At 74.2% G+C, this 24,470-nt stretch carries 17 protein-coding genes and 2 pseudogenes; 14 read left to right on the top strand and 5 right to left on the bottom strand.

Features of this window, described 5'->3' with window-relative positions:
• Positions 1-37 precede the first annotated feature (37 nt).
• Together ACTMTB_RS11065 and ACTMTB_RS11060 are read left to right on the top strand one after the other, a co-directional pair.
• On the top strand, positions 38-817 hold the full coding sequence (locus tag ACTMTB_RS11065) for an electron transfer flavoprotein subunit beta/FixA family protein (protein WP_154943305.1): 780 nt from the start codon (positions 38-40) through the stop codon (positions 815-817).
• Between the two features lie 11 nt (positions 818-828).
• A complete protein-coding gene (locus ACTMTB_RS11060) occupies positions 829-1,788 on the top strand; it encodes an electron transfer flavoprotein subunit alpha/FixB family protein (protein ID WP_441144688.1) in 960 nt (319 codons plus the stop codon).
• A gap of 165 nt (positions 1,789-1,953) precedes the next feature.
• On the opposite strand, the gene ACTMTB_RS11055 is transcribed toward ACTMTB_RS11060, so the two are convergent.
• Positions 1,954-2,445, bottom strand: coding sequence for an anti-sigma factor (locus ACTMTB_RS11055; RefSeq protein ID WP_441144686.1), 492 nt, complete (start codon positions 2,443-2,445; stop codon positions 1,954-1,956).
• Between ACTMTB_RS11055 and ACTMTB_RS11050 the strand changes: the two are divergent.
• The 6 genes and pseudogenes from ACTMTB_RS11050 to ACTMTB_RS11025 all read left to right on the top strand — a co-directional run.
• Positions 2,356-2,556, top strand: a pseudogene (locus ACTMTB_RS11050) (class F sortase); the annotation flags it as partial. The gene ACTMTB_RS11055 and the pseudogene ACTMTB_RS11050 overlap by 90 nt on opposite strands.
• Positions 2,557-2,680: 124 nt before the next feature.
• Positions 2,681-3,856: a cysteine desulfurase family protein gene (locus tag ACTMTB_RS11045; RefSeq protein ID WP_441144684.1), complete on the top strand. Its 1,176-nt coding sequence runs from the start codon at positions 2,681-2,683 to the stop codon at positions 3,854-3,856.
• 196 nt (positions 3,857-4,052) lie between these two features.
• The gene (mnmA, locus tag ACTMTB_RS11040) at positions 4,053-5,126 is read left to right on the top strand and encodes a tRNA 2-thiouridine(34) synthase MnmA (protein WP_441144682.1); all 1,074 of its coding nucleotides are present in this window, start codon (positions 4,053-4,055) and stop codon (positions 5,124-5,126) included.
• Between the two features lie 50 nt (positions 5,127-5,176).
• The gene (locus ACTMTB_RS11035; RefSeq protein ID WP_441144680.1) at positions 5,177-6,181 is read left to right on the top strand and encodes a methionine synthase; all 1,005 of its coding nucleotides are present in this window, start codon (positions 5,177-5,179) and stop codon (positions 6,179-6,181) included.
• A gap of 36 nt (positions 6,182-6,217) precedes the next feature.
• Positions 6,218-6,586, top strand: a complete 369-nt coding sequence (locus tag ACTMTB_RS11030; protein ID WP_280840642.1) for a VOC family protein — start codon at positions 6,218-6,220, stop codon at positions 6,584-6,586.
• Positions 6,587-6,619: 33 nt separating this feature from the next.
• On the top strand, positions 6,620-7,633 hold the full coding sequence (locus tag ACTMTB_RS11025; protein WP_441144678.1) for an ADP-ribosylglycohydrolase family protein: 1,014 nt from the start codon (positions 6,620-6,622) through the stop codon (positions 7,631-7,633).
• Between the two features lie 94 nt (positions 7,634-7,727).
• Here ACTMTB_RS11025 and ACTMTB_RS11020 read toward each other — a convergent pair whose 3' ends face one another.
• Positions 7,728-8,231, bottom strand: a complete 504-nt coding sequence (locus tag ACTMTB_RS11020) for a type II toxin-antitoxin system PemK/MazF family toxin (protein ID WP_441144676.1) — start codon at positions 8,229-8,231, stop codon at positions 7,728-7,730.
• Positions 8,232-8,406: 175 nt separating this feature from the next.
• Between ACTMTB_RS11020 and ligA the strand changes: the two genes are divergently transcribed.
• From ligA to ACTMTB_RS10990, 6 genes are all read left to right on the top strand, one after another.
• Complete coding sequence (gene ligA / locus ACTMTB_RS11015; protein WP_441144674.1) at positions 8,407-10,542, top strand: NAD-dependent DNA ligase LigA; 2,136 nt, start codon at positions 8,407-8,409, stop codon at positions 10,540-10,542.
• Between the two features lie 157 nt (positions 10,543-10,699).
• Positions 10,700-13,084, top strand: coding sequence for a putative bifunctional diguanylate cyclase/phosphodiesterase (locus tag ACTMTB_RS11010; RefSeq protein WP_441144672.1), 2,385 nt, complete (start codon positions 10,700-10,702; stop codon positions 13,082-13,084).
• 215 nt (positions 13,085-13,299) lie between these two features.
• On the top strand, positions 13,300-13,605 hold the full coding sequence (gatC, locus tag ACTMTB_RS11005) for an Asp-tRNA(Asn)/Glu-tRNA(Gln) amidotransferase subunit GatC (protein WP_088963593.1): 306 nt from the start codon (positions 13,300-13,302) through the stop codon (positions 13,603-13,605).
• On the top strand, positions 13,602-15,077 hold the full coding sequence (gene gatA, locus ACTMTB_RS11000; RefSeq protein ID WP_441144669.1) for an Asp-tRNA(Asn)/Glu-tRNA(Gln) amidotransferase subunit GatA: 1,476 nt from the start codon (positions 13,602-13,604) through the stop codon (positions 15,075-15,077). The genes gatC and gatA overlap by 4 nt, the downstream gene beginning before the upstream one ends.
• Positions 15,078-15,090: 13 nt before the next feature.
• Positions 15,091-16,590 (top strand): Asp-tRNA(Asn)/Glu-tRNA(Gln) amidotransferase subunit GatB, encoded by a 1,500-nt coding sequence (gatB, locus tag ACTMTB_RS10995; RefSeq protein ID WP_441144667.1) that lies wholly within the window; start codon positions 15,091-15,093, stop codon positions 16,588-16,590.
• A gap of 122 nt (positions 16,591-16,712) precedes the next feature.
• On the top strand, positions 16,713-19,070 hold the full coding sequence (locus ACTMTB_RS10990; protein WP_441144664.1) for a transketolase-like TK C-terminal-containing protein: 2,358 nt from the start codon (positions 16,713-16,715) through the stop codon (positions 19,068-19,070).
• 604 nt (positions 19,071-19,674) lie between these two features.
• Here the strand turns inward: ACTMTB_RS10990 and ACTMTB_RS10985 are convergent.
• The 3 genes and pseudogenes from ACTMTB_RS10985 to ACTMTB_RS10975 form a co-directional block, all read right to left on the bottom strand.
• A complete protein-coding gene (locus tag ACTMTB_RS10985) occupies positions 19,675-21,252 on the bottom strand; it encodes a metallophosphoesterase (RefSeq protein WP_441144662.1) in 1,578 nt (525 codons plus the stop codon).
• A gap of 123 nt (positions 21,253-21,375) precedes the next feature.
• Entirely contained in the window at positions 21,376-22,551 is a 1,176-nt protein-coding gene (locus ACTMTB_RS10980) for a PQQ-dependent sugar dehydrogenase (protein WP_441144660.1), read from the bottom strand.
• Between the two features lie 70 nt (positions 22,552-22,621).
• Positions 22,622-24,444 (bottom strand): annotated as a pseudogene (locus ACTMTB_RS10975) (SpoIIE family protein phosphatase).
• Between the last annotated feature and the right edge of the window lie 26 nt (positions 24,445-24,470).

The following is a 24,470-nucleotide window of genomic DNA, read 5'->3' as shown; positions in this document are numbered from 1 at the left end:
GCGATCGCCACACCAACAGGAGGGTCGTCGAAACGCGATGAACATCGTCGTACTCGTCAAGCAGGTGCCCGATTCGGGCGCGGACCGCAACCTGCGTCCTGACGACAACACCGTCGACCGCGGTTCGGCGAACAACGTCATCAACGAGATGGACGAGTACGCCATCGAAGAGGCGTTGAAGATCAAGGAGGCGCACGGCGGCGAGGTCACCATCCTGACCATGGGTCCGGACCGGGCGACCGAGTCGATCCGCAAGGCGCTCTCCATGGGCCCGGACAAGGCCGTGCACGTGGTGGACGACGCCCTGCACGGGTCCTGCGCCGTGGCCACCTCGAAGGTGCTCGCCGCCGCCCTCGGTCAGCTCAACGCCGACCTGGTCATCTGCGGTGCAGAGTCCACCGACGGCCGGGTCCAGGTCATGCCGCACATGATCGCCGAGCGGCTGGGCGTCGCGGCGCTGACCGGCGCCCGCAAGCTCACCGTCGACGGCGCCACGCTGACCGTCGAGCGGCAGACCGAGGAGGGCTACGAGGTGGTCACCGCCTCGACCCCGGCCGTGGTCTCCGTCTGGGACACCATCAACGAGCCGCGCTACCCGTCCTTCAAGGGCATCATGGCCGCCAAGAAGAAGCCGGTGCAGACGCTCTCCCTGGGTGACCTCGGCGTCGCCCCGACCGAGGTGGGCTTCGACGGCGCGACCAGCGCCGTACTGGAGCACACCAAGCGCCCGCCGCGTTCCGGCGGCGCCAAGATCACCGACGAGGGCGAGGGCGGCGTCAAGCTGGTCGAGTTCCTCGCCACCGAGAAGTTCGTGTGAGAGGTCTGGACATGTCTGAGGTTCTCGTCGTCGTCGAAGCCACCCGGGAATTCGGCGTCAAGAAGGTCACCCTGGAGATGCTCACCCTCGCCCGCGAGCTGGGCACCCCGAGCGCGGTGGTGCTCGGTGGCGCCGGCGCCGCCGAGGCGCTGAGCGCCAAGCTGGGTGAGTACGGCGCGGAGAAGATCTACGCCGCCGAGAGCGAGGAGATCGACGGCTACCTGGTGGCCCCGAAGGCCACCGTGCTGGCCGAGCTGGTCAAGCGGGTGCAGCCGGCCGCCGTGCTGCTCGCCTCCGCGCAGGAGGGCAAGGAGATCGCCGCCCGCCTCGCCGTCAAGCTCGACAACGGCATCCTGACCGACGTGGTCGGCCTGGCCGCCGACGGCACCGCGACCCAGGTCGCCTTCGCCGGCTCCACCATCGTCAAGTCCAAGGTCACCAAGGGCCTGCCGCTGGTCACCGTCCGGCCCAACTCGGTCAACCCGACCCCGGCGCCGGCCACCCCGGCCGTCGAGCAGCTCACGGTGGCGGTCACCGACACCGACAAGCTGGCCAAGGTCATCGACCGGGTCGCCGAGCAGAAGGGCTCCCGCCCCGAGCTGACCGAGGCCGGCATCGTGGTCTCCGGTGGTCGTGGTGTCGGCAACGCCGACAACTTCAAGCTGGTCGAGGAGCTTGCCGACCTGCTCGGCGGCGCCGTCGGCGCGTCCCGCGCGGCGGTCGACTCCGGCTTCTACCCGCACCAGTTCCAGGTGGGCCAGACCGGCAAGACCGTCTCCCCGCAGCTCTACGTCGCGCTGGGCATCTCCGGCGCGATCCAGCACCGGGCCGGCATGCAGACCTCGAAGACGATCGTCGCCGTGAACAAGGACGGCGAGGCCCCGATCTTCGAGCTGGCCGACTTCGGCGTGGTGGGCGACCTGTTCAAGGTCGTGCCGCAGGCCGCCGAGGAGATCCGCAAGCGCAAGTGACGCCCGCTCGGGGCGCCGCCAGCCGGCGCCCCGACGCGACGCACATACAGAGAAAGAGTGGCCATCCTTCGCGGAATGGCCACTCTTTCTCTGTATCTGTTCCCGTTCCCGTCGCGGTGGGAAGGGAGCTGATCGGCGGGCCGGGGAGCTGAGCCGGCCCGCCGATCAGCCCGTCAGGGTGCCCCTCAGCAAACTGTCGCCGGAGTGGGCGGGCTCGTTGTCGTACTGCTCGGCGGAGACGTCGACAACCGAGTATGCCTGAAGATCGACATTTGGTGGTAGCGGGAGCAGCGCATCCCCCGACGGATCGCGCAGCACGCCGATCGAGAACATCTCCATGCTGGTCGGGTTGATCAGCCAGACCTCGTAATACCCCGGAACGTCCGGGAGATTCGCCGCGTGCAGGTGCAGTCGGCCGTCGGTGAAGATCCGGGCGTCGCCGTTGGCGTCCTTCGGCGTCGTCCCGTACCGGCCAGCGGCGCGCTGGCCAGGACGGCCTGCTGCGGTGCCTGATCCGGCTCCCGGTCGGCGGCGCCCAGCACGGCGAGGGTGCCGACCACGCCGAGCACAGCGCCCGGCGCCGACGGCAAGCAGCGGGCGTACCGGGTGGTTGCCCGCGAGGAGTGCGCCAAGACGAAGATCCCGCTGGAGCGGCACTTCGCCCGGGACGGCAGACCGCGGCTGACGCTGATCACCTGCGGCGGCCCGTTCGACCCGAAGACCCGGCACTACCGGGACAACATCGTCGTCACGGCCGTACCGGCCTGAGCCGTGACACAGCCGGACCCGGCACCCGCCGGCCCGGCCGCCCCGGTTGAGCCCTCGTGCGGCGCCCGGCCCCCGGTGATCCGGCGTCCGGCGGGACGGCTGCAGGCCGTTAGGCTGAACGGTGATGGCATACCTGGATCACGCGGCGACGACCCCGATGCTCGACGAGGCGTTGGAGGCGTACGTCGCCACCGCCCGCGAGGTCGGTAACGCGTCGTCGCTGCACGCGGCGGGCCGGCGCGCCCGGCGACGGGTGGAGGAGTCGCGGGAACGGGTCGCCGCCGCGCTGGGCGCCCGCCCCTCCGAGGTCGTCTTCACCGGCGGCGGCACGGAGAGCGACAACCTCGCCGTCAAGGGCGTCTTCTGGGCCCGCCGCGCCGCCGACCCGGGCCGGGTCCGGGTGGTCTCCAGCGCGGTCGAGCACCACGCGGTGCTCGACGCGGTGGACTGGCTGGCCGACCACGAGGGCGCCGAGGTGGGCTGGCTGCCGGTGGACGCCGCCGGCCGGCTGGACCCGGACCGGCTCCGCGCCGAGCTGGGCGCGCACGCCGACCGGGTCGCCGTGGTGACCGCGATGTGGGCCAACAACGAGGTCGGCACCGTCCAGCCGGTGGCCGAGCTGGCCGCGGTGGCCGCCGCGCACGGGGTGCCGTTCCACACCGACGCGATCCAGGCGGTCGGTCAGGTGCCGGTGGACTTCGCCGCCAGCGGCGTCTCGGCGCTCACCGTCACCGGGCACAAGCTCGGCGGCCCGACCGGGGTCGGTGCCCTGCTGCTGGCCCGCGACGTGCCGGCAACCCCGCTGCTGCACGGCGGCGGCCAGGAGCGCGACATCCGCTCCGGCACGCTCGACACCGCCGGCATCGTAGCCTTCGCGGTCGCCGTCGAGGCCGCGGTGAAGGGCCAGCAGGAGTACGCCGTACGGGTGGCCGCGCTCCGCGACGACCTGGTCCGGCGGGTCCGCGAGGCGGTGCCCGAGGTGGTCTTCAACGGCGACCCGACCGACCGGCTGCCCGGCAACGCGCACTTCTCCTTTCCCGGCTGCGAGGGCGACGCCCTGCTGCTCCTGCTCGACGCCCAGGGCATCGCCTGCTCCACCGGCTCGGCGTGCTCCGCCGGGGTGGCCCAGCCCTCGCACGTGCTGATCGCGATGGGCGCCGACGACGACCGGGCCCGCTCCTCGCTGCGCTTCACCCTCGGCCACACCAGCACCCCCGCCGACGTGGACGCCCTGATCGCCGCCCTCCCGGCGGCTGTCGACCGGGCCCGCCGCGCGGCCGCCCTGCGTACCCTCCGCTGACCCGCCGCCTCCCGCCCGGCCTCTCGTCGACTGTCGCCGGCCCCGAGGGGCGGCCGCTGGTGATGCTTCGCCCGGTTCGTCCCGGCCGTCGGTGCCGGAACGCGCGGCTGGCGGTGACCGGCGGCGCAGCGGGGCGGCGGGGGTGGGGACGGCGGCGCGAGGGCGGATAGGGTCGAGGGGTGCGGGAGGTGTCACGGTGAGGGTTCTGGCGGCGATGTCGGGCGGGGTGGACTCCGCCGTCGCGGCGGCGCGCGCCGTGGAGGCGGGGCACGACGTGACCGGGGTGCACCTGGCGCTGGCCCGCAACCCGCAGACCTACCGCACCGGGGCGCGCGGCTGCTGCACCCTGGAGGACTCCCGGGACGCGCGGCGGGCCGCCGACGTGATCGGCATCCCGTTCTACGTCTGGGACATGGCCGAGCGGTTCCACGCCGACGTGGTGGACGACTTCGTCGCCGAGTACGCGGCCGGCCGGACCCCGAATCCCTGCCTGCGCTGCAACGAGAAGATCAAGTTCGCGGCGGTGCTGGACCGGGCGGTGGCCCTGGGCTTCGACGCGGTGGTCACCGGCCACCACGCCCGGCTCGGCGCGGACGGTCTGCTGCGCCGCAGCGTCGACCTCGCCAAGGACCAGTCGTACGTGCTCGCCGTGCTGACCCGGGAGCAGCTCGACCGGTCCCTCTTCCCGCTCGGCGCCTCCACCAAGGCGCAGGTCCGCGAGGAGGCGGCCCGGCGTGGGCTGGCGGTGGCCGACAAGCCGGACTCGCACGACATCTGCTTCATCGCCGACGGCGACACCCGCGGCTTCCTCGCCGGCCGGCTCGGTGAGGCGCCCGGCGAGGTGGTCGACGCGCTCACCGGCACGGTGGTGGGCAGCCACACCGGCGCGTACGCGTACACCGTCGGGCAGCGGCGCGGCCTGCACCTGGACCGGCCCGCCCCGGACGGCCGCCCCCGCTACGTGCTCTCCATCACCCCGAAGACCAACACGGTGATCGTCGGCCCGGCCGAGGCGCTGGACGTCTCCCGGGTGCAAGCCGCCCGTCCCGTCTGGACCGGCGGCGAGCGGCCGACCGCACCGGTCGAGTGCGAGGTGCAGCTGCGCGCCCACGGCGACGTGGTCCCCGCCACCGTGGAACTGGCCGACGACGGGCTCCGCGCCGAGCTGCGCCGTCCGGTACGCGGGGTGGCCGCCGGGCAGGCGATCGTCGCGTACCGGCCGGACCCGGCCGGGGACGTGGTGCTCGGCTCGGCCACCATCACCGGCTGACCGCGGCCGTCCGCCGCCGGCCGGCCACGCCGAGCGGCTACCCTTCGGCCGTGACTGATCAGCCTTGGCCCTGGCCCGCGGGGGCAGCAACCGGCATCGGTTCGCTGCCCGGCACCGACATCGCCGAAGCGCAGCGGGTCGTCCTCGGCGAGCTGCCCGCCCTGCCCCACCTGCCCGAACTGCCCGCCCGTGGGCCGGGCGCCGACCTCGTCGGGCGGACCGGCGGGTTGCTGGTGGAGCTGCCGGTCGAGCTCTACGCGGCCCGCTGGCGGATCGCGTTGCGCCCCGGCCGGGACCTGCGCCGGGCCCGGGACCTGATGGAACGCGACCTCGACCAGCTCGCCGAGCAGGCCGAGGGGTACACCGGGCCGGTGAAGATCCAGGCGGCCGGACCGTTCACCCTGGCGGCCGCGCTGGAGCTGCCGATCGGCGGGCGGCTGCTGCGTGACCCGGGCGCGGTGCGCGACCTGGCCGGATCCCTGGCCGAGGGGCTGCGGCTGCACGTCGGGGCGGTGGCCCGCCGGCTGCCCGGGGCGTCGGTGCTGCTCCAGCTCGACGAGCCGTCCCTGCCGGCGGTGCTCGCCGGGCGGGTGCCCACCGAGAGCGGCTTCGGCGCCCACCGGCCGGTCGGGTCCGAGGTGGCCCGCGCCCTGCTGCGCACCGTGATCGAGGCGGCGGGGGTGCCGACCGTGGTGCACTGCTGCGCGCCGGACGTGCCGCTGGAGCTGATCCGGTCGACCGGGGCGGTCGCCGTGGCGCTGGACCTCTCGCTGGTCACCGACCTGGACCCGCTCGGCGAGGCGATCGACGCCGGGCTCGGGCTGTTCGCCGGCGCCGCGCCCACCCAGCCGCCGTCCGCCGGTCGCGCGCCGACCTCGGCCGAGGTCGCCGACCGGGTACGCGCGCTCTGGGACCGCCTCGGCTTCCCGCGCCGCCAGCTCGCCGAGCAGGTGGTGGTCACCCCGGCCTGCGGCCTCGCCAACGCCACCCCGGGGTACGCCCGGGCCGTGCTGGCCGCCTGCCGGGACGCCGGCCGGCGACTGCACGAGGAGTGAGGTTTTTCGTCGTACCCGGCGGGCAGGATGACCGTCATGATTGGACAGCTGCGTTCGACGGTGATCGACTGCCCCGATCCAAGGGCCCTGGCCGGCTTCTATGCCGAGCTGCTCGGCCTGCCGCTGGTGGAGGAGGACTCCGACGGCGACGACTGGGTGGTGCTCGGCGGCTCGCCGGGGCACCAGCCGCGGCTCGCCTTCCAGAAGGCGCTCAACCTGCGGGCCCCGGCCTGGCCGGACCCGGAGCGGCCCCAGCAGTTCCACCTCGACGTCACCGTCGACGACATCGAGGCGGCGGAGAAGGCGGCGCTCGCCCTCGGCGCGCGCCGGCTGCCGGGCGAGGGGGACGGCTGGCGGGTCTACGCCGACCCGGCCGGTCACCCGTTCTGCCTCTGCTGGGACTGAGCCGGCGGCGGCCGGGGGTTGCGGCCGGGCGGCATGATCGCGGGCGTGATCGACTCCTCGCCCCGCCGTGCCTCCGGTTCGCTCTTCGGTCTCGCCTACGGCGACGCCCTCGGCAAGCCGACCGAGTTCCTGACCGTCGCCGAGATCACCCGTCGCTACGGCCCGGGCGGCCCGCGTGAGCTGGTCGGCGATCCGGCGCTGGTCACCGACGACACGCAGATGGCGCTGGCCGTGGCGTGGGCGCTGCACGACGCGTCCGCGTACACCCCGGAGGTGGTCGAGCCGCTGCTGCGGCAGCGTTTCCTCGACTGGGCGGTCAGTCCGGACAACAACCGCGCCCCGGGGATGACCTGCCTGCGGGCCTGCGCCGAGCTGGGCCGTGGGCTGCGCTGGCAGGAGGCGACCGTGGCCGGTTCCAAGGGCTGCGGCGCGAACATGCGGGTCACCCCGGTCGGGCTGCTCGACGTCGACCTGGACACCCTCGCCGGGTTGGCCCAGCTCCAGGCCGGTCTCACCCACGGTCATCCGACCGGCCTGGCGGCCAGCGAGCTGACCGCGTACGCGGTGCGGTTGCTGCGCGACGGCGCGGGCCTGGCCGAACTGCCCGACCTGCTCATCGCGCGGGCGGGGGAGCAGCGGCGGGTCTACCGCGCCGACTGGCTCGGCGACCTGTGGCAGCGGTGCGGCGCGACGTCCCCGGAGGAGTTCGTCGCCCGGGGCTGGGACGAGTGCCGGCAGGCGCTGGACCGGCTGGTCGCCGCGCTGGGCCGGCCCGACGACGGCGGCGACCCGTGCCGGGACACCGGCGAGGCGTGGATCGCCGAGGAGGCGCTGGCCACGGCCCTGCTGTGCGCGCTGCGCCACCCCGACGACGCGGTCGCCGCGATCGCCCGGGGCGCGACCACCGCCGGCGACTCCGACTCGATCGCCGCCCTGGCCGGCGCCTTCGTCGGCGCCGCCCACGGCATGGCCGCCTGGCCGCAGCACTGGTCCACCCGCATCGAGTACGCCGACCAGCTCACCACCCTCGCCACCCGCTGGGACTGACCCCCGCGGCCACTCCCGTTGATCATGAGGTTGGCGGCGGTTCGAAGATCGACCACCGCGGCAAACCTCATGATCAACGCGGGTGGGGTGGGGGTCAGGTGGGGAGGTGGGGGAGGGAGCGGAGGCGGTGCCAGAGGGACTGGTCGCAGGTGCCGGCGCGGTGGGTGAAGGCGTTGCTCGGGACGGGGACGGACTCGGCCAGGTCGAGCCAGCTGTCGTGGTCGGCGTCGGGGTCCCACTCCCGGGTGGGGATGCGGACGTGGTCGTCGCGGTTGCTCTTGTCCTGACTGGTGATCTTGAGGACGTCGGCGCCCCGGTCGTCGGCGCGGAGCACCAGGCAGGGGCGCACCTTCGAGCCGGTCCCGTCGTGGAACGGGACGTCGGCCCACCAGATCTCGCCCGGTCGGGGCGTACCCGTCGGGGTGCGCGGGCGGGGCGGCGCGGTGGGGCGGGCCCGGTCGCGCGGCGGCGTGCCCCGCTCGGGCCGGGTGCGTTCGCCCCCCGCCGGGCGGCCGCCGCGTCGTCGCCACTCGTTCCAGGCCCAACCGGCGGCCACGGCCAGCACGACCAGCACCGCCCACCACACCCACTCAGGCATTCCCACCCCTGCCTCTCCGGCGCCGACGCCGCCGACGTCCGGCGATCGTCGCACGGCCGTCGGGTCGCCGCCCGTCGGGCGCGGCAGGGGTGGCGGGAGATTGTCCCACCGGCCCGATACGGTGCGGAGGTAGCGTGATCACGGGGAGATCCCACTGGTGTCCGGAGGCGGCAGGGTGTCCGAAGAAGCGATCCCTCAGCAGGTCAGCCCCGCGCAGGAGGCGGCGGCCGGCGGCGAGCCGACCCCCGAGGCGCGGGAACGGCACGCCACGCTGAGCCAGGAGCTCACCGAACACCAGTACCGCTACTACGTCCTCGACGCGCCGACCATCTCCGACGCCGAGTTCGACCGGCGGCTGCGCGAGCTGGAGGCGCTGGAGGCGGAGTTCCCGGCGCTGCGCAGCCCCGAGTCGCCCACCCAGCGGGTCGGCGGCACCTCTTCCACCGACTTCACCCCGGTCACCCACGCCGAGCGGATGCTCTCCCTCGACAACGCCTTCGCCGACGAGGAGTTGGCCGCCTGGGCCGAGCGGGTCGAGCGGGACGCCGGCGGCCCGGTGCCCTACCTGTGCGAGCTGAAGGTCGACGGCCTGGCCATCAACCTCACCTATGAGAAGGGCCGCCTGGTCCGGGCCGCCACCCGGGGCGACGGGCGCACCGGCGAGGACGTGACGGCCAACGTCCGCAGCATCCGGGACGTGCCCGGCCGGCTGACGCCGTCGGCCGAGTTCGGCGACCTGCCCGAGCTGCTGGAGGTGCGCGGCGAGATCTACTTCCCGGTGGCCGCCTTCGCCGACCTCAACGCCGGCCTGGTCGAGCAGGGCAAGGCCCCGTTCGCCAACCCGCGCAACGCCGCCGCCGGCAGCCTGCGGCAGAAGGACCCGCGGATCACCGCGTCCCGGCCGCTGCGCCTGGTGGTGCACGGCATCGGCGCCCGGCGCGGTTTCCGGCCCACCGCCCAGTCCGAGTCGTACGCGGCGCTCAAGGCGTGGGGCCTGCCGACCAGCGACCGCTGGCGGGTGGTGCCCGACCTGGCCGGCGTCGCGGACTACATCGCCTACTACGCCGAGCACCGGCACGACGTCGAGCACGAGATCGACGGCGTGGTGGTGAAGGTCGACCCGGTCGCCATCCAGGGCCGGCTCGGCTCGACCAGCCGGGCGCCGCGCTGGGCGATCGCCTTCAAGTACCCGCCGGAGGAGGTGACCACCAAGCTGCTCGACATCGACGTCAACGTCGGGCGCACCGGGCGGGTCACCCCGTTCGCCGTGCTCGAACCGGTGCGGGTGGCCGGCTCCACGGTCGCCCTGGCGACCCTGCACAACGCCCGCGAGGTGGAGCGCAAGGGGGTGCTGATCGGCGACACGGTCGTGCTGCGCAAGGCCGGCGACGTGATCCCCGAGGTGCTCGGCCCGGTGGTCGACCTGCGGCCCGCCGACGCCCGCCCGTTCGTCATGCCCACCACCTGCCCGGCCTGCGGCACCCCGCTGGCGCCGGCCAAGGAGGGCGACGTCGACATCCGCTGCCCCAACAGCCGCAGTTGCCCGGCCCAGTTGCGGGAGCGGGTGTTCCACCTGGCGGGGCGGGGCGCCTTCGACATCGAGGTGCTCGGCTACAAGGGCGCCGCCGCGCTGCTCGACGCCGACATCATCACCGACGAGGGTGACCTGTTCCAGCTCGACGCGGAGCAGCTCGCCCGCTCGCCGTTCTTCGTCAACAAGGACGGCAGCCTCGGCAGCAACGCCACCAAGCTGCTGGACAACCTCGCCGTCGCCCGGGAGCGCGACCTGTGGCGGGTGCTGGTCGCGCTCTCCATCCGGCACGTCGGCCCCACCGCCGCGCAGGCCCTCGCCCGGCACTTCCGCTCGATCGAGGCGATCGACGCGGCCAGCGAGGAGGAACTCTCCTCGGTGGACGGTGTCGGCCCGACCATCGCCGCCAGCATCAAGGAATGGTTCGCCGTCGACTGGCACCGCGAGGTTGTGCAGAAGTGGGCCCGGGCCGGCGTACGGATGGCCGAGGAGGCGGTCGACGAGGGGCCACGCCCGCTGGAGGGGGTCACCGTGGTGGTGACCGGCACCCTCGCCGGGTTCAGCCGGGACCAGGCGTCCGAGGCGATCCAGAGCCTCGGCGGCAAGGTCAGCGGCTCGGTCTCCAAGAAGACCGGCTTCGTGGTGGTCGGCGACAACCCCGGTTCCAAGGCCGACAAGGCGGCCAGCCTCAAGGTGCCGGTCCTCGACGAGGACGGTTTCCGGGTGCTGCTCGACCGGGGGCCGGACGCGGCCCGGGAGGTCGCCCGGGTCGAGGGGTGAGCCGGGGCGGCGGCGGGGATCTTGGGGTCGTATACCAACTTAATTACGACTACGACCGATTCGTGACTGTCGCCTCGGGTTACGGCCACTCAGGGCGTTTCATTGGGGCACGGTGCGCGACCGGCGCGCGCCGTGGACCGCGTGCCCGGGAGGTGCGATGGAGACCGCCGACCCCCGCAACTCCGTCCCGCCCGGGCGGGAGGCGCGGTTCGCCGGTTTCGTCGCCGCGGTGGTCGGGCTGGCGCTGCTGGTCTCCGCCCTGCCGCTGATCGGGCTCCCCGACCGCCTGCCCCGGCTGCCGGCGGCGTTCTGGGCGATGGCGGCGCTCGCCGTCGCCTGTGACGCGCGGCCCTTCGTCCCGCCGGGCCGGCGGCACACCTCGGCCGTCTTCCCGTCCACCTGCTTCACCTTCGCGATCCTGCTCGGCTGGGGGCTGGGCCCGGCCGTGGCGGTGCAGGCCGTCGCGGTCGCCGTCTCCGGCTGGCGGATGCGCCACGCCCTCTGGCGGACCACCTTCAACGCCGCCCAGTACGCCTGCGCGCTCGGCGCCGCGTACCTGGTGCTCCGGCTCGGGCCGGGCGGACTCTTCGACGGCGGCCGGCTGGGCTGGACGGACGTGACCGCCGTCGGCGGCGCCACCCTCACCTGGTTCGCCGTCAACTACGGCCTGGTCAGCGGCGCGCTGCGGCTGCGCTTCGGCGGCCGGTGGTGGCCGAGCGTGCGCCAGGCGCTGCCGTACGAGCTGCTCTCCACCGGTTCGCTGCTGCTGCTCGCCCCGGTGCTGGTCACCGCCGCCCGGGCCAGCGCCGCGCTGATCCCGCTGGTGCTGGTGCCGCTCTTCGCCGTCTACCGGATGTCCCGGCTCTCCACCGAGCAGGAACACCTCGCCGCGCTGGACCCGCTCACCGGCCTGCCCAACCGCAAGGCGCTGCTCGCCGAGGTGGCCGAGCAGGTGCACCTGCACGCCGAGCGGGTCGCCAAGGGCGACCGGGACGCCAACCTGGCCCTGCTCCTGATCGACCTGGACCGGTTCAAGAACGTCAACGACGCGCTCGGCCACGCCGTCGGCGACCGGCTGCTGGTCGAGGTGAGCGCCCGGCTGGTGGACGTCGTCGGCGGCCGGGACATGCTGGCCCGCCTCGGCGGGGACGAGTTCGCGATCGTCGCCGGCCGGCTCGACGGCGTGGACGAGGCCCGCGAGCTGGCCGACCGGGTGGTCGCGGCGCTCACCGAACCGGTGTCGCTGGACGGGCTGCCGCTGGACGTCGGCGCCTCGATCGGCATCGCGCTCTTCCCCGAGCACGGCGAGGACTTCGCCACCCTGATGCGCCACGCCGACGTGGCGATGTACGACGCCAAGCACCGCAACGACACCATCGCCGTCTACGCCGCCGAGTCGGACCACAACTCGGCCGAGCGCCTGGGGCTCCTGGCCGACCTGCGCCGCGTACTCGAGGCGGGGCCGCCCGCCGGGCGGACCGTGCGGGGCGGCGACGGCGCCGCGCTGCCCGCCCGGCTCGCCGCCGGGACGGACGCCGGGGGACCGGACGGCGCCGGGACGAACGGCGCGGGCGGGCGGTGGTGGCCCCGGCGCCGGCGGGCGCGGATCGCGGTGGACGGCTCCGACGAACTGCTGAACCAGATCCTGACCGGCGCCGACCCGACCCGCCGCCGCGCCGGGCAGCCCGCCGCCGAGCCCGAGCGGCCCGAGCCGCCGGCCGTTCCCGCCCCGGTGGAACGGGCCGAGGACGCGGCGGCCGACGTCGGCGCCATCACGATGTACTACCAACCGCAGATCGCCATCGCCACCGGCGAGGTCGTCGGGGTGGAGGCGCTGCTGCGCTGGCGGCACCCGCGCCGGGGCATGGTGGACCCGGAGGAGCTGATCCGGGTGGCCGAGCAGAGCGCGGTGATGCGGCTGCTCACCCAGCGGGTGGTCGACGACGTGGTGGAACAGCTGGCCAAGTGGTCGGCGGCCGGCATCCACCTGCGGGCGGCGCTCAACGTCAGCGTCCGTGACCTGCACACCGGCGAGATCGCCGACCGGATCGCCGACCGGCTGGCCGCCTTCGGGGTGGCCCCCGAACGCCTGCAACTGGAGATCACCGAGGGCGCGCTGATGGCCGACCCCCGGCGGGTGCTCACCACCATCTCCCGGCTGCACCGGATCGGGGTGGCCATCTCCCTGGACGACTTCGGCACCGGGTACTCGTCGTTGCAGCACCTGCGCCGGCTGCCGCTGGCCGAGGTGAAGGTGGACCGATCGTTCGTCCTCGGGATGGCCGACGACGCCGACGACGCCGCCATCGTCCGGTCGATGATCGAGCTGGCCGGCGCGCTCGGCCTGCGGGTGGTCGCCGAGGGCGTGGAGGACGAGCGGACCTGGCGGATGCTGCACGCGGCCGGCTGCGACGTGGCGCAGGGCTGGTTCCACGCCCGCCCGATGCCGGCCGACGAGCTGGTGACCTGGCTGGCCCGGTACCGGCCGGTGCACCCGACCGGCGGCCCGGACGCCGACGCGCCGCGCCGCCCCACCCGCTGACTCGGCGGTGGTGGGCCGACCGGTGAGGCGGCCGTGGCGGGCCGACCGGCTGAGCCGGCGCAGGCGACGGAACGTCCCGCCGGGCGGGTGCGGGGGGAGTCGGAGGCGTCGGCGTGACCGCAGGACAATAGACTCGCTCCGGTCACCGCGCGTCATCTCCGATCGCGCGGCCGGCACACCGCAGACGCAGCAGGACAGCCACGAAGGGGGCACCGATGGCCGCCATCTCCCGCGAGGAGGTCGCGCACCTGGCGCGACTGTCGCGGCTCGCCGTCACCGAGGAGGAGTTGGACGTCTTCGCCGGCCAGCTCGACGTGATCCTTCAGTCGGTGGCCCAGGTCGGCGAGGTCGCCGCGGCGGACATCCCGCCGACCTCCCACTCGGTGCCGCTGACCAACGTGCTCCGCGAGGACGTGGTGACGCCGTGCCTGACCCCGGAGGAGGCGCTGTCCGGCGCGCCCGACGCCGACCAGCAGCGGTTCCGCGTCCCGCGGATCCTGGACGAGGATGTGGCCTCATGAGCGACCTGACGAAGCTGACCGCGACGGAGATCGCCGGTCTCGTCGCCAGCGGGGAGACCTCCGCCGTCGAGGTGACCCAGGCCCACCTGGGCCGGATCGCCGCCGTCGACGACCGGGTGCACGCCTTCCTGCACGTCGACACCGAGGGCGCGCTGGCCGCCGCCCGGGCGGTCGACGAGCGTCGGGCCGCCGGCGAGGAACTGGGCCCGCTGGCCGGCGTGCCGGTCGCCGTGAAGGACGTGCTCACCACCAAGGGCGTGCCGACCACCGTCGGGTCGAAGATCCTCGAGGGGTGGCGCCCGCCGTACGACGCGACGATCGTGCAGCGGCTGCGCGCCGCCGGCACGGTGATGCTCGGCAAGACCAACATGGACGAGTTCGCGATGGGCTCCTCCACCGAATACTCCGCGTACGGCCCGACCCACAACCCGTGGGACCTGGACCGGATCCCGGGCGGCTCCGGTGGCGGCAGCGCCGCCGCGCTGGCCGCGTACGAGGCGCCGCTGGCGATCGGCTCGGACACCGGCGGCTCGATCCGCCAGCCCGGCGCGGTCACCGGCACCGTCGGCGCGAAGCCCACCTACGGCGGCACCTCCCGGTACGGCCTGGTGGCGTTCTCCTCGTCGCTGGACACCCCCGGTCCGTGTGCCCGTACGGTGCTCGACGCCGCGCTGCTGCACCAGGTGATCGGCGGGCACGACCCGCGCGACTCGACCTCCATCCCGGCCCCGGTGCCGGACGTGGTGGCCGCCGCGAAGCTCGGCGCCACCGGCGACCTGACCGGCGTGAAGCTCGGCATCGTCACCGAGTTCACCGGCGAGGGCGCGGAGCCGGGCGTGATGGCGGCCTTCCGCGAGTCGGTCGACACCCTGGCCAAGCTGGGCGCCGAGATCGTCGAGGTGTCCTGCCCGCACTTCCGGTACGCCCTGCCGGCGTACTACCTGATCGCGCCCAGCGAGTGCTCCTCCAACCTGGCCCGGTTCGACGGCGTCCGGTTCGGCCTGCGGGTCGGCGACGACGGCAACCGGTCGCTGGAGGAGGTCATGTCGCTGACCCGGGAGGCCGGCTTCGGCGCCGAGGTCAAGCGGCGCATCATGATCGGCACGTACGCCCTCTCCTCGGGCTACTACGACGCCTACTACGGGCAGGCGCAGAAGGTCCGCACCCTGATCACCCGGGACTTCACCGCGGCCTTCGAGCGGGTCGACGCGCTGATCTCGCCGACCACCCCGTTCGTGGCGTTCGCGATCGGCGCGCGCACCTCCGACCCCTACCAGATGTACCTGGCGGACCTGTTCACCATCCCGACCAACCTGTACGGCGGCCCGGGCATCTCGGTGCCCTGCGGCCTCTCCGACGGGCTCCCCGTCGGCCTGCAGGTGATGGCCCCGACGATGGCCGACGACCGGATGTACCGGGTCGCCGCCGCGCTGGAGTCCGTGGTCGGCACGTTCACCCCACCGGCGCTGTGAGGCAGGAGCTCAGATGACCACGACACTGCCCGCGTACGACGAGGTCGTCGCGCGCTACGAACCGGTGATCGGCCTGGAGACCCACGTCGAGCTGGGCACGAACACCAAGATGTTCTGCGGCTGCCCGACCGACTTCGGCGGCGAGCCCAACACCCGGGTCTGCCCGGTCTGCCTGGGCCTGCCCGGCTCGCTGCCGGTGGCCAACAAGGCGGCCATCGAGGCGACCATCCGGATCGGCCTGGCGCTGAACTGCTCCATCGCCGAGTGGTGCCGCTTCGCCCGGAAGAACTACTTCTACCCGGACATGCCGAAGGACTTCCAGATCAGCCAGTACGACGAGCCGCTGTGCTTCGACGGCTACCTGGACGTCGAGGTCGGCGGCGAGCTGGTGCGGATCGGCATCGAGCGGGTGCACCTGGAGGAGGACACCGGCAAGACGCTGCACGTCGGCGGCGCCACCGGCCGCATCCACGGCGCGACCGAATCGCTGGTCGACTACAACCGCGCCGGCATCCCGCTGGTGGAGATCGTCACCAAGCCGGTGCCGGGCACCGGCGCGCTGGCGCCGGAGGTGGCCCGGGCGTACGTCACGGAGCTGCGCGACGTGCTCCGCTCGCTGGGCGTCTCCGACGTGCGGATGGAGGAGGGCTCGCTGCGCTGCGACGTGAACACCTCCCTCAACCTGCCCGGCGAGGAGTGGGGCACCCGCACCGAGACCAAGAACGTCAACTCGCTGCGTTCGGTGGAGCGGGCGGTCCGCTCGGAGATGCTGCGGCAGGCCGCCGTGCTCGACGCCGGCGGGAAGATCACCCAGGAGACCCGGCACTTCCACGAGGACACCGGCGACACCACGCCGGGCCGGTCCAAGGAGACCGCCACCGACTACCGGTACTTCCCGGAGCCGGACCTGGTGCCGCTCGCCCCGGACACCACCTGGGTGGCCGAGCTGAAGGCCGCCCTGCCGGAGCTGCCCCGGCTGCACCGCCGCCGGCTGCAGCAGGAGTGGGGCCTGTCCGACCTGGACATGCAGTCGGTGCTCAACGCCGGCGCGGTCGAGCTGATCGAGGCCACCATCGCCGCCGGCGCGACCCCGGCCGCCGCCCGCAAGTGGTGGCTGGGTGAGCTGTCCAGGCGGGCCAACGAGGCCGGCATCGAGCTGGCCGACGTCGGGGCCACCCCGGCGCAGGTCGCCGAGCTCCAGGGCCTGGTCGACGCGGGCAAGCTCAACGACAAGCTGGCCCGTACCGTCCTGGAGGGCGTGGTGGCCGGCGAGGGCTCGCCGACCCAGATCATGGCCAACCGGAACCTGGAGGTCGTCTCCGACACCGGCGCGCTCACCGCCGCCGTGGACGAGGCCATCGCCGCCAACCCGGAGGTCGCGGACAAGATCCGCAGCGGCAAGGTCGCCGCGGCCGGCGCGCTGGTCGGCGCGGTCATGAAGACCACCCGCGGCCAGGCCGACGCCAAGACCGTCCGTGAGCTGATCCTGGAGCGCCTCGGCGCCCAGGGCTGAGCCCGACACGTCGAAGGCCGCCGTCGCGACCCGGCGGCGGCCTGCCCGCTTCCCCCCCGAGTACGCGCGATCCGCGCCACCCCTCGCGAGGGCGTCAACGGCGACGCCCGGATGGAGTCACCGTGAACGAGCACGACCTCGACGTCCTCGACGAGATCCAGCGGCGGGTGCTCTGGCTCGCCACCCGGATCGTGGACGCGGCCAACCACGACCGGGACACCGGCGACGGGGTGAAGGTCGGCGGCCACCAGGCCTCCAGCGCCTCCCTGGTCACCGCGATGACCGCGCTCTGGTTCGCCCACCTCGACGCCGAGGACCGGGTCGCCGTCAAGCCGCACGCCTCGCCGGTGTTCCACGCCATCCAGTACCTGCTGGGCAACCTGGACCGGTCGTACCTGCCGAAGCTGCGGGCGCGGGGCGGGCTCCAGTCGTACCCGTCGCGCACGAAGGACCCGGACGAGGTGGACTTCTCCACCGGCTCCGTCGGGCTCGGCGCCGCCGCGCCGCTGTTCGCCGCGGTCACCCGCCGCTACGTCGACGCGCACTTCGGGGCGCGTCCGCACTCCCGGTTCGTCGCCCTGATCGGCGACGCCGAGCTGGACGAGGGGAACATCTGGGAGGCCGTCGCCGACCCGGCCACCACCGGGCTGGGCAACGTGATGTGGCTGGTCGACTTCAACCGCCAGTCGCTGGACCGGGTCGTCCCCGGCATCCGGATCAACCAGTGGCGGGGCCAGTTCGAGGCCGCCGGCTGGCACGTCGTGGAGGTCAAGTACGGCCGCAAGCTCGCCGAGGCGTACGCCCGGCCGGGCGGCGCGGCGCTGCGCGACTGGATCGACCTGATGCCCAACGAGCAGTACCAGTCGCTGTTCGGGCTGGCCGGGCCGGCCCTGCGCAAGCAGTTCCTCGACGGCGCGCCGGCCGAGGTGGGCGCCTTCGTCGCGGACATCGGAGACGACGAGCTGGGCCCGCTGGTGACCGACCTGGGCGGGCACGACCTGGAAGCCATGCTCGACGCGTACGCCCAGTGCGACGCGGTCACCGACCGGCCCAGCGTGGTCTTCGCGTACACCGTCAAGGGGTGGGGGCTGCCGATCGCCGGCAACCCGCGCAACCACTCCGCGCTGCTCAGCACCGAGCAGGTCGACGCGTTGCGCGAGGCCAACGGCCTGATCACCGAGACCGAGTGGGACCGCCTCGACCCGGCGTCGCCGGCCGGCATCCGGGCCGGCGAGCGCCGGGAGGCGCTGTCCCGCGCGCCCCGCGAGCGGTCGCTGGGGGTCACCGTCCCGGAGACCACCCGGGTACGCGCCAACAAGCCCGTCTCCACCCAGGAGGTCTTCGGCCGGGTGCTGGTCGACCTGGCCCGGGATCCCGCCGTCGCGCCGTACCTGGTGACCACCGCGCCGGATGTGGCCACCTCCACGAACCTCGCCGGGTTCATCAACAAGACCGGCGTCTTCGCCCCCACCGAGCAGCGCTCGTGGACCGAGGACCGGATGCTGCGCTGGACGGAGAGCCCCGCCGGCCAGCACATCGAGCTGGGCATCTCGGAGATGAACCTGTTCCTGCTGCTCGGGCAGCTCGGCCTGTCGTGGGACCTGTCGGGGCAGCCGCTGCTGCCGATCGGCACCGTCTACGACCCGTTCGTCCTGCGCGGCTTGGACGCGTTCCTCTACGGCACCTACTCGGGCTCCCGGTTCGTGGTCGCCGGCACCCCGTCGGGCATCACCCTCGCCCCCGAGGGCGGTGCCCACCAGTCGACCATCACCGCCTCCGTCGGCCTGGAACTGCCCGGCGTCACCTTCCTCGAGCCGGCGTACGCGGCCAGCCTGGACTGGCTGCTCTGCGACGCGCTCGGGCAGATCGCCGGCGGGTCGACGCCGGCGGCCACCGCCGCGCCGGCCGAGGACGGGGCGTACTACTTCCGGCTGAGCACCCGGCCGATCGACCAGGCGCCGTTCGAGGCGGCCCGGGCCCGGATCTCCGACGCGGTGCTGCGGCGGCAGGTGGTGGCCGGGGCGTACCGGCTGGTCGACGCGCACCAGGCGTACCCGCAGCTGGCGGACGCCCCGGTGGTCACCCTGGCCGGCTCCGGCGCGGTGCTGCCGGAGGTGCTCGCGGCGGCCGCGGAGCTGGCGGAGGAGGGCATCGCCGCGCACGTGGTGGACGTGACCTCGCTGGACCGGCTCTACCGGGCCTGGCAGCGGACCCTGCGCCAGGGTGTACGGACCGCGACCGTGCCGAGCGTGCCCGGCGCGCTGCGAGCGGCGTTCGGCGACCGGGCCCCGGTGGTGACCGTGCACGACGCCGCCTCGCACGCGATGGCCTGGCTGGGCTCGGCGCTCGGCGTGCCGGCGGTGCCGCTCGGGGTGGACGAGTTCGGCCAGTCCGGCAGCGTCCGCGAGCTGTACGAGCTGCACGACCTGCTGCCCGGCAGCATCGTCAACGCCGCCCTGGCCGCGCTGTCCCTGCGCTGAGCCAGGGGCGCGAAGCCTGAGCCGAGCTCGCCCCGCCGCCATCCGCCCGTGGCGGGGGCGGGACCGGCCCGGTTCGCGTCGGGCGCATCGACCCAGCGGTCCCGGCCCCCGTCCGGTCCGTTGCGGAGGTCGGTGGCGGCGGCCGGACCGGCTCGGTTCGCGTCGGGCGCACGGACCGAGCGTTCCCGGCCTCCCGTCGGGCTGTTTCGGAGGCGCCTGTCAATCACCCGGGGTGAGGGTCGCGGAGGGTGACGGTCGGCGTGGGGCCGCGCACCTCCGGTCCCCCCTTTGCTCTGCTGCCCTCCCGGCAACACCGCTACTGACCAGGGCATCGCCGACAAGGATCTCCAGATGCTCAATCACCTTGGGTGACTGTCGCCTCCGCGGCAGCAGAGCAAAGCGTGTGAGCCGGAGTGCCGGTGGCGGAGAGAAGCTTGCGCTGGGTGACGATCCCCGGAGCCGGAGCCGGAGCCGGAGCCGGAGCCGGAGCCGGAGCCCTGCTTGCGGGTCCCGGCGTCGGCCGGGCAGCCAGCGCTCGGCCGTGGGTCGCTGCCGGCACGAGCCGGCCGTGCGCTCGCTGCCGTCAGATCGCGGCCGGGGTGGGTCAGCGGGTCGGGGTGGGGGTGACGGGGACCGGGGCACCCTTCGCCGGCTCCTTGACCACGTGGCGTTCCAGGTTGACCTGCGCCTGTCCGGTGCCGCCGACCGTGATGTCGTCGTAGGCCTGGAGCAGTTTCTGCTGGTCGAAGTAGAGCACGGTCATCGACAGCGGGGTCGGCTTCTCACCCTCGAGACCGCGCAGCCCGGCCCCGCCGGTCGAGCCCTCCACCATCAACTGGGTGGACTGCTTGCCGAGCTGTTGCGGCAGCTTGGACACCTGCCGGGCGTGGGTGTGCCCGGCGAGTACCAGGGGGCAGGTGCCGGAGAGCGGGCCGGCGGAGGCCGGGTCGTGCACCAGCGCGATGTTCACCGGTCGGGGTGAGCGCTGCACGGTGGCCGCGAGCTGCTCACCGGCCCCGATCACCTGTTCGGCGACCTGCTTGGTCAGGCCGCTGCCGGCCGGCGAGGTCTCCTTGTCCGGGGTGAACCGGGGGTCGCCGATCCCGGCGATGGTCAGCCCGGCGACCGTGGTGGTCGAGTTGTTGAGCACGATCGCGTTGGGCTGCCGGGCCACCGCCGCAGCGGTGCGCGAGGAGTCGTGGTTGCCCCGGATGTAGACGTACGGCTTCTTGAGCAGCCCGATCGAGCCCACGAAGGAGGCCTCCGGCTCGCTGCCCCAGTCGGTGATGTCGCCGGTGTCGATCACCACGTCGATGTCGAACTGCTCCACCACGGTGCGGATCAGCTGCCAGCCGGTCGGGTTGAGGTGCATGTCCGACACGTGCAGCACCCGGGTGGTGCCGGGCGCCGGCTCGTACACCGGCAGCGCCGAGACCGTGGTGTAGAGCTGGCTGACGTTGCCGACGATGCGCTGCAGCTGCTCGGCGTAGCGCGAGTAGTCGTTGGCGATGCGGCGGGCGTCGCCGACGATCGCCGGGGCGTTGACCAGCAGCCCCTCGTACCGTGGCTCCTCGATCGCCTGGGGGCGCAGGGTGCCCGCGGCGAGCCCCAGGCTGCCGGCGGTGACCGCCAGCGCGAGCCCGGTGGACCACGCGGTGCGTCGGACATCCCGGAAGATCAGCCCGGCCAGCAGCAGCGTGGCCAGCACGGCCGACCCGGCGGTACGCAGCCCGAGCCGCATCACGCCGTCGCGGACGTCCTCCACCGCCGACAGGCTGGCCCGGTTGATGCTGGCCGGGTCGTCGATCAGCGCCTCCGTCTTGCGCTGGTCCAGCGCGCCCAGCCGGACGGTCAGGTGGGTCGGCCCGTCGTGGCTGTCGAGCTGGAGCGCGCCCAGCGGCGGGACGTCGACGGTGGTGCTGCCCTTGACTGCCGGGGCGAGGGTGAGGTTGGCCCGGAACGGGCCGATGTCGGTGTTCACCCGGCCGCCGGCCAGCACCCCGATCACGGCTCCGGCCAGCGCCACCGTCAGGACGGCGAGCACCACGCCCACCCGCCGGGCCCACCCCGACCGGCCCGACCGGCCGGCCCGGTCCCGCCCGGGCGGCCAGCGTCGCTCACGCCGGGCCGGGGGAGTGTCCTCGTCCCCGGGCCCGCGCTGCTCGTTCTCCCCACCGTCCATGCTGAGATTCTGACCTGCCCAATGATGGATCTTGGCAAACCCGACCGACGGCGGCGTGTTCCGCGCCGGAACTCCCGGTGTGTCGCGCCTCCCGGCGGCTCGTGACAGCCGTTCGGCCGGTGCTCAGCTGCGCCCGGCACCACCGTCGGCGAAGACCAGCCTCAGCAGCCGGTCGTCCTCCGGCGCCGGCTTGCCCCGCCCGTCGTGGTTGGACGTGGAGACCCAGAGCGAGCCGTCCGGGGCGGCGGCCACCGCGCGCAGCCGACCGTACCGGCCGGTCAGCAGCTGGCGGGGCTGCCCGAGCACGGTGCCGGTGTCGGTCAGCTCGAGCAGCCACAGCCGCTCGCCGCGCAGGCAGGCGGTGACCAGCAGCCGGCCCGTGGCGGCCAGCCCGGAGCAGGACGCCTCCGCGGTGCGCCACTGCACGATCGGGTCGGCGTACCGCTTGTCGCCGGCCTGCCCCTCGACGGTGGGCCAGCCGTGGTTGGCGCCCTTGTCGATCCGGTTGACCTCGTCCCAGGTGTTCTGGCCGAACTCGGTGGCGTACATCCGCTTGCCGGCGTCCCAGGCCATGCCCTGCACGTTGCGGTGCCCCAGTGACCACACCGGCGAGCCGGGGAACGGGTTGCCGGGCGCCGGTCTGCCGTCCGCGGTGATCCGCAGGATCTTGCCGCCGAGGCTCTTCCGGTCCTGGGCGAAGTCCCGGTTGCCGGCGTCACCGGTGCTCACGTAGAGCTGCCCGTCCGGGCCGAAGGCCAGCCCGCCGCCGTCGTGGTTGCCCGCTTTCGGGATGCCGGTGAGGATCGGCGTCGGCGTGCCGCCGAGCTTCAGCCGGGCGACCCGGTTGTCCCGCTCAGTGGTGTAGTAGACGAAGACGGTCTGGTCCTTGGCGTACGCCGGGGAGACCGCGATGCCGAGCAGCCCCGCCTCGCCGCCGGCCGCCACGTCCGGCACGGTCTGCACCGGCGCGACCCGCAACCCCTCCGTCCCGGACTCCGGGCCGACCTTGAGGATTCGCCCGCTGTCCCGCTCGGTGACCAGCGCGCCGCCGTCCGGCAGGAACGCGATGCCCCACGGCACCCGCAGCCCCTTGGCCAGGACGGTGGCGACCACCTCCTGACCGGCGCCGCCGGCGCTCGCCGACGCGGACGGGGTGGGCAGGTTGGGGGGCTCGCCGGCCGGGTCCGGCTCCGGCGGGCCGAAGCTGCACCCGGAGGTGGCCAGCAGCAGCGCCGCGCAGGACGCCACCAGCGCCGCGCGACGGCGGCCGGTGCGGGGGTACGGGGGACGGGCGCTCACCCGGCCCAGCCTAGCCCGCGAATCCGGACTCCCCGGCCCACCGGCGGCGGTTGAGGGCTTCGCGACCCGCTCAGCGGGCCCGGACGGCGAGCAGCGCGACGTCGTCCTCGCGTCGGTCTGAGGAGGAGAGCAGCAGGTCGCACAGCTCGGCGAGGGGGAGCGGACCGGTGTCGGAGAGTCGGCTCAACAGCTCGGCCAGCCCCTCGTCGATGGAGCGGTCCCGGCGCTCGATCAGGCCGTCGGTGTAGAGCAGCAGGGTGTCCCCCGCCGCCAGGGTGGTCTCCTGGCTGCTGCGGGGGATCGGCCGGGCGAAGCCGAGCAGCGGCTCCCGTCGACGCCGAGGACCCGGACCACGCCCTCGGCGTCGACCAGCAGCGGCGGTGGATGCCCGGCGTTGCACCAGCTCACCGTCAGGCCCCCGGCCTCGAGGGGACGCAGCCGGGCCAGAGTGGCCGTGGCGGCGGCCGGGATGCGCAGTCCGGAGATGGCGCGGTCCAGCCGGGTCATCAGCTCGTCCACCGGGTCGGTCCGGCCGAAGGCGTTGCCCCGGACCAGGTTGCGCAGCTGGCCCATGGTCGCGGCGGCCTCGATGTCGTGGCCGGCGACGTCACCGATCGCCACGACCAGGTCGCCGTCGGGCTGGACGAAGGCGTCGTACCAGTCCCCGCCCACCTCGACCCGGTCCGCCACCGGCTGGTAGCGGGCGGCCAGCTCGACCCGGGGGCTCTCCGGCAGGACCGGCAGCATGCTGTGCTGGAGCACCTCGGCCACGTGCCGCTGCTCGTCGTACATCCAGCTGTTGCCGAGCGCCTGGCCGGCCCGGCGGCCGATCTCCAGGGCGATGTGCAGGTCGCTGTCGTCGAAGGGCCGCCGCCCCGGGGAGTTTATCAGCGTCACGCAGCCGACCACCGCACCGCGCCCGGGCGCCGGCACCGGCACCGACAGGTGCGACGCGAAGCCGAGCCGGTCGGCGAGCGACACCATCTCCGGGTCGGTGGTGGCCCGCCGGACGTCCTCCAGGGTGGCCGCGCTGCCCAGCACGGGCTGGCCGGTGCGCAGCACCGTACGGGTGATCGACTGCGAGCCGAGAGCGGTCGTCATCAGCTCGGCGAAGCGGTCGACCTGGGCGGCCCGGCCGGGATCCCGGTGCAGGGCGGTGACCCGGCGCGGCGCGCCGGCCCGGTCGACCAGCGTCACCAGTGCCCAGTCGGCCAGCAGCGGCACCACCGCCGCGGTCAGCCGGTCCACCGCGGTGGCCACGTCGAGGGTGCCCGTCAGGGTCTCGCTCAGCGCGGAGAGCAGCTTGAGCCGCTCGTGCGCCTCCTCGGCCCGCCGCCGGGCCTCCTCCGCGCCGTCGAGCGCGATCCGCAGCCGCAGCTCCGACGAGCACGCGGCGGCGAGGTCGGCCAGGGTACGCAGCTGGTCGGCGGTCCAGGCGCGGGGCTTGCTGTCGATGGCGCAGAGCGAGCCGAGCACCCGGCCGTCCAGGTCGGTCAGCGGCATCCCCGCGTACGCGACCACGCCCAGCTCCGCGATGGCCAGGTTGTTCCACACCCGGGGGTAGAGCCGGGCGTCGGGCAGCACCATCGGGATCTCGATGTCCACCACGTGCTGGCAGAACGAGTGGCTCAGCGGGGTCTGCCGACGGGCGGCCCACGGCTCCGGCAGGCCGACCGCGCCCGGGAAGAACTGCCGTTCGCCGGTGACCAGCGACACCAGCGCGACCGGCACCTCCAGCAGGTCGCTCACCAGCCGGGCGAAGCGGTCGAACGCCTCGTCGGGTTCGGCGTCCAGGCCCGTCTCGGCGAGCGCGCGCAGCCGCGCCGGGTCCGTCAGCGCGGGAATGTCCACGGCGGGCAGCGGACCGCGACGGTGCGGGGAGCGCTCGGTCATCGGCCACCTGTCTGCGGACGTGCGGG

Origin of the sequence: Micromonospora sp. L32 (assembly GCF_052068055.1) — a bacterium.
Taxonomy (GTDB): Bacteria; Actinomycetota; Actinomycetes; order Mycobacteriales; family Micromonosporaceae; genus Micromonospora; species Micromonospora purpureochromogenes.
The sequence above is the reverse complement of the archived record's forward strand: the minus strand, read 5'-3'. Positions and strand labels throughout refer to the sequence as shown.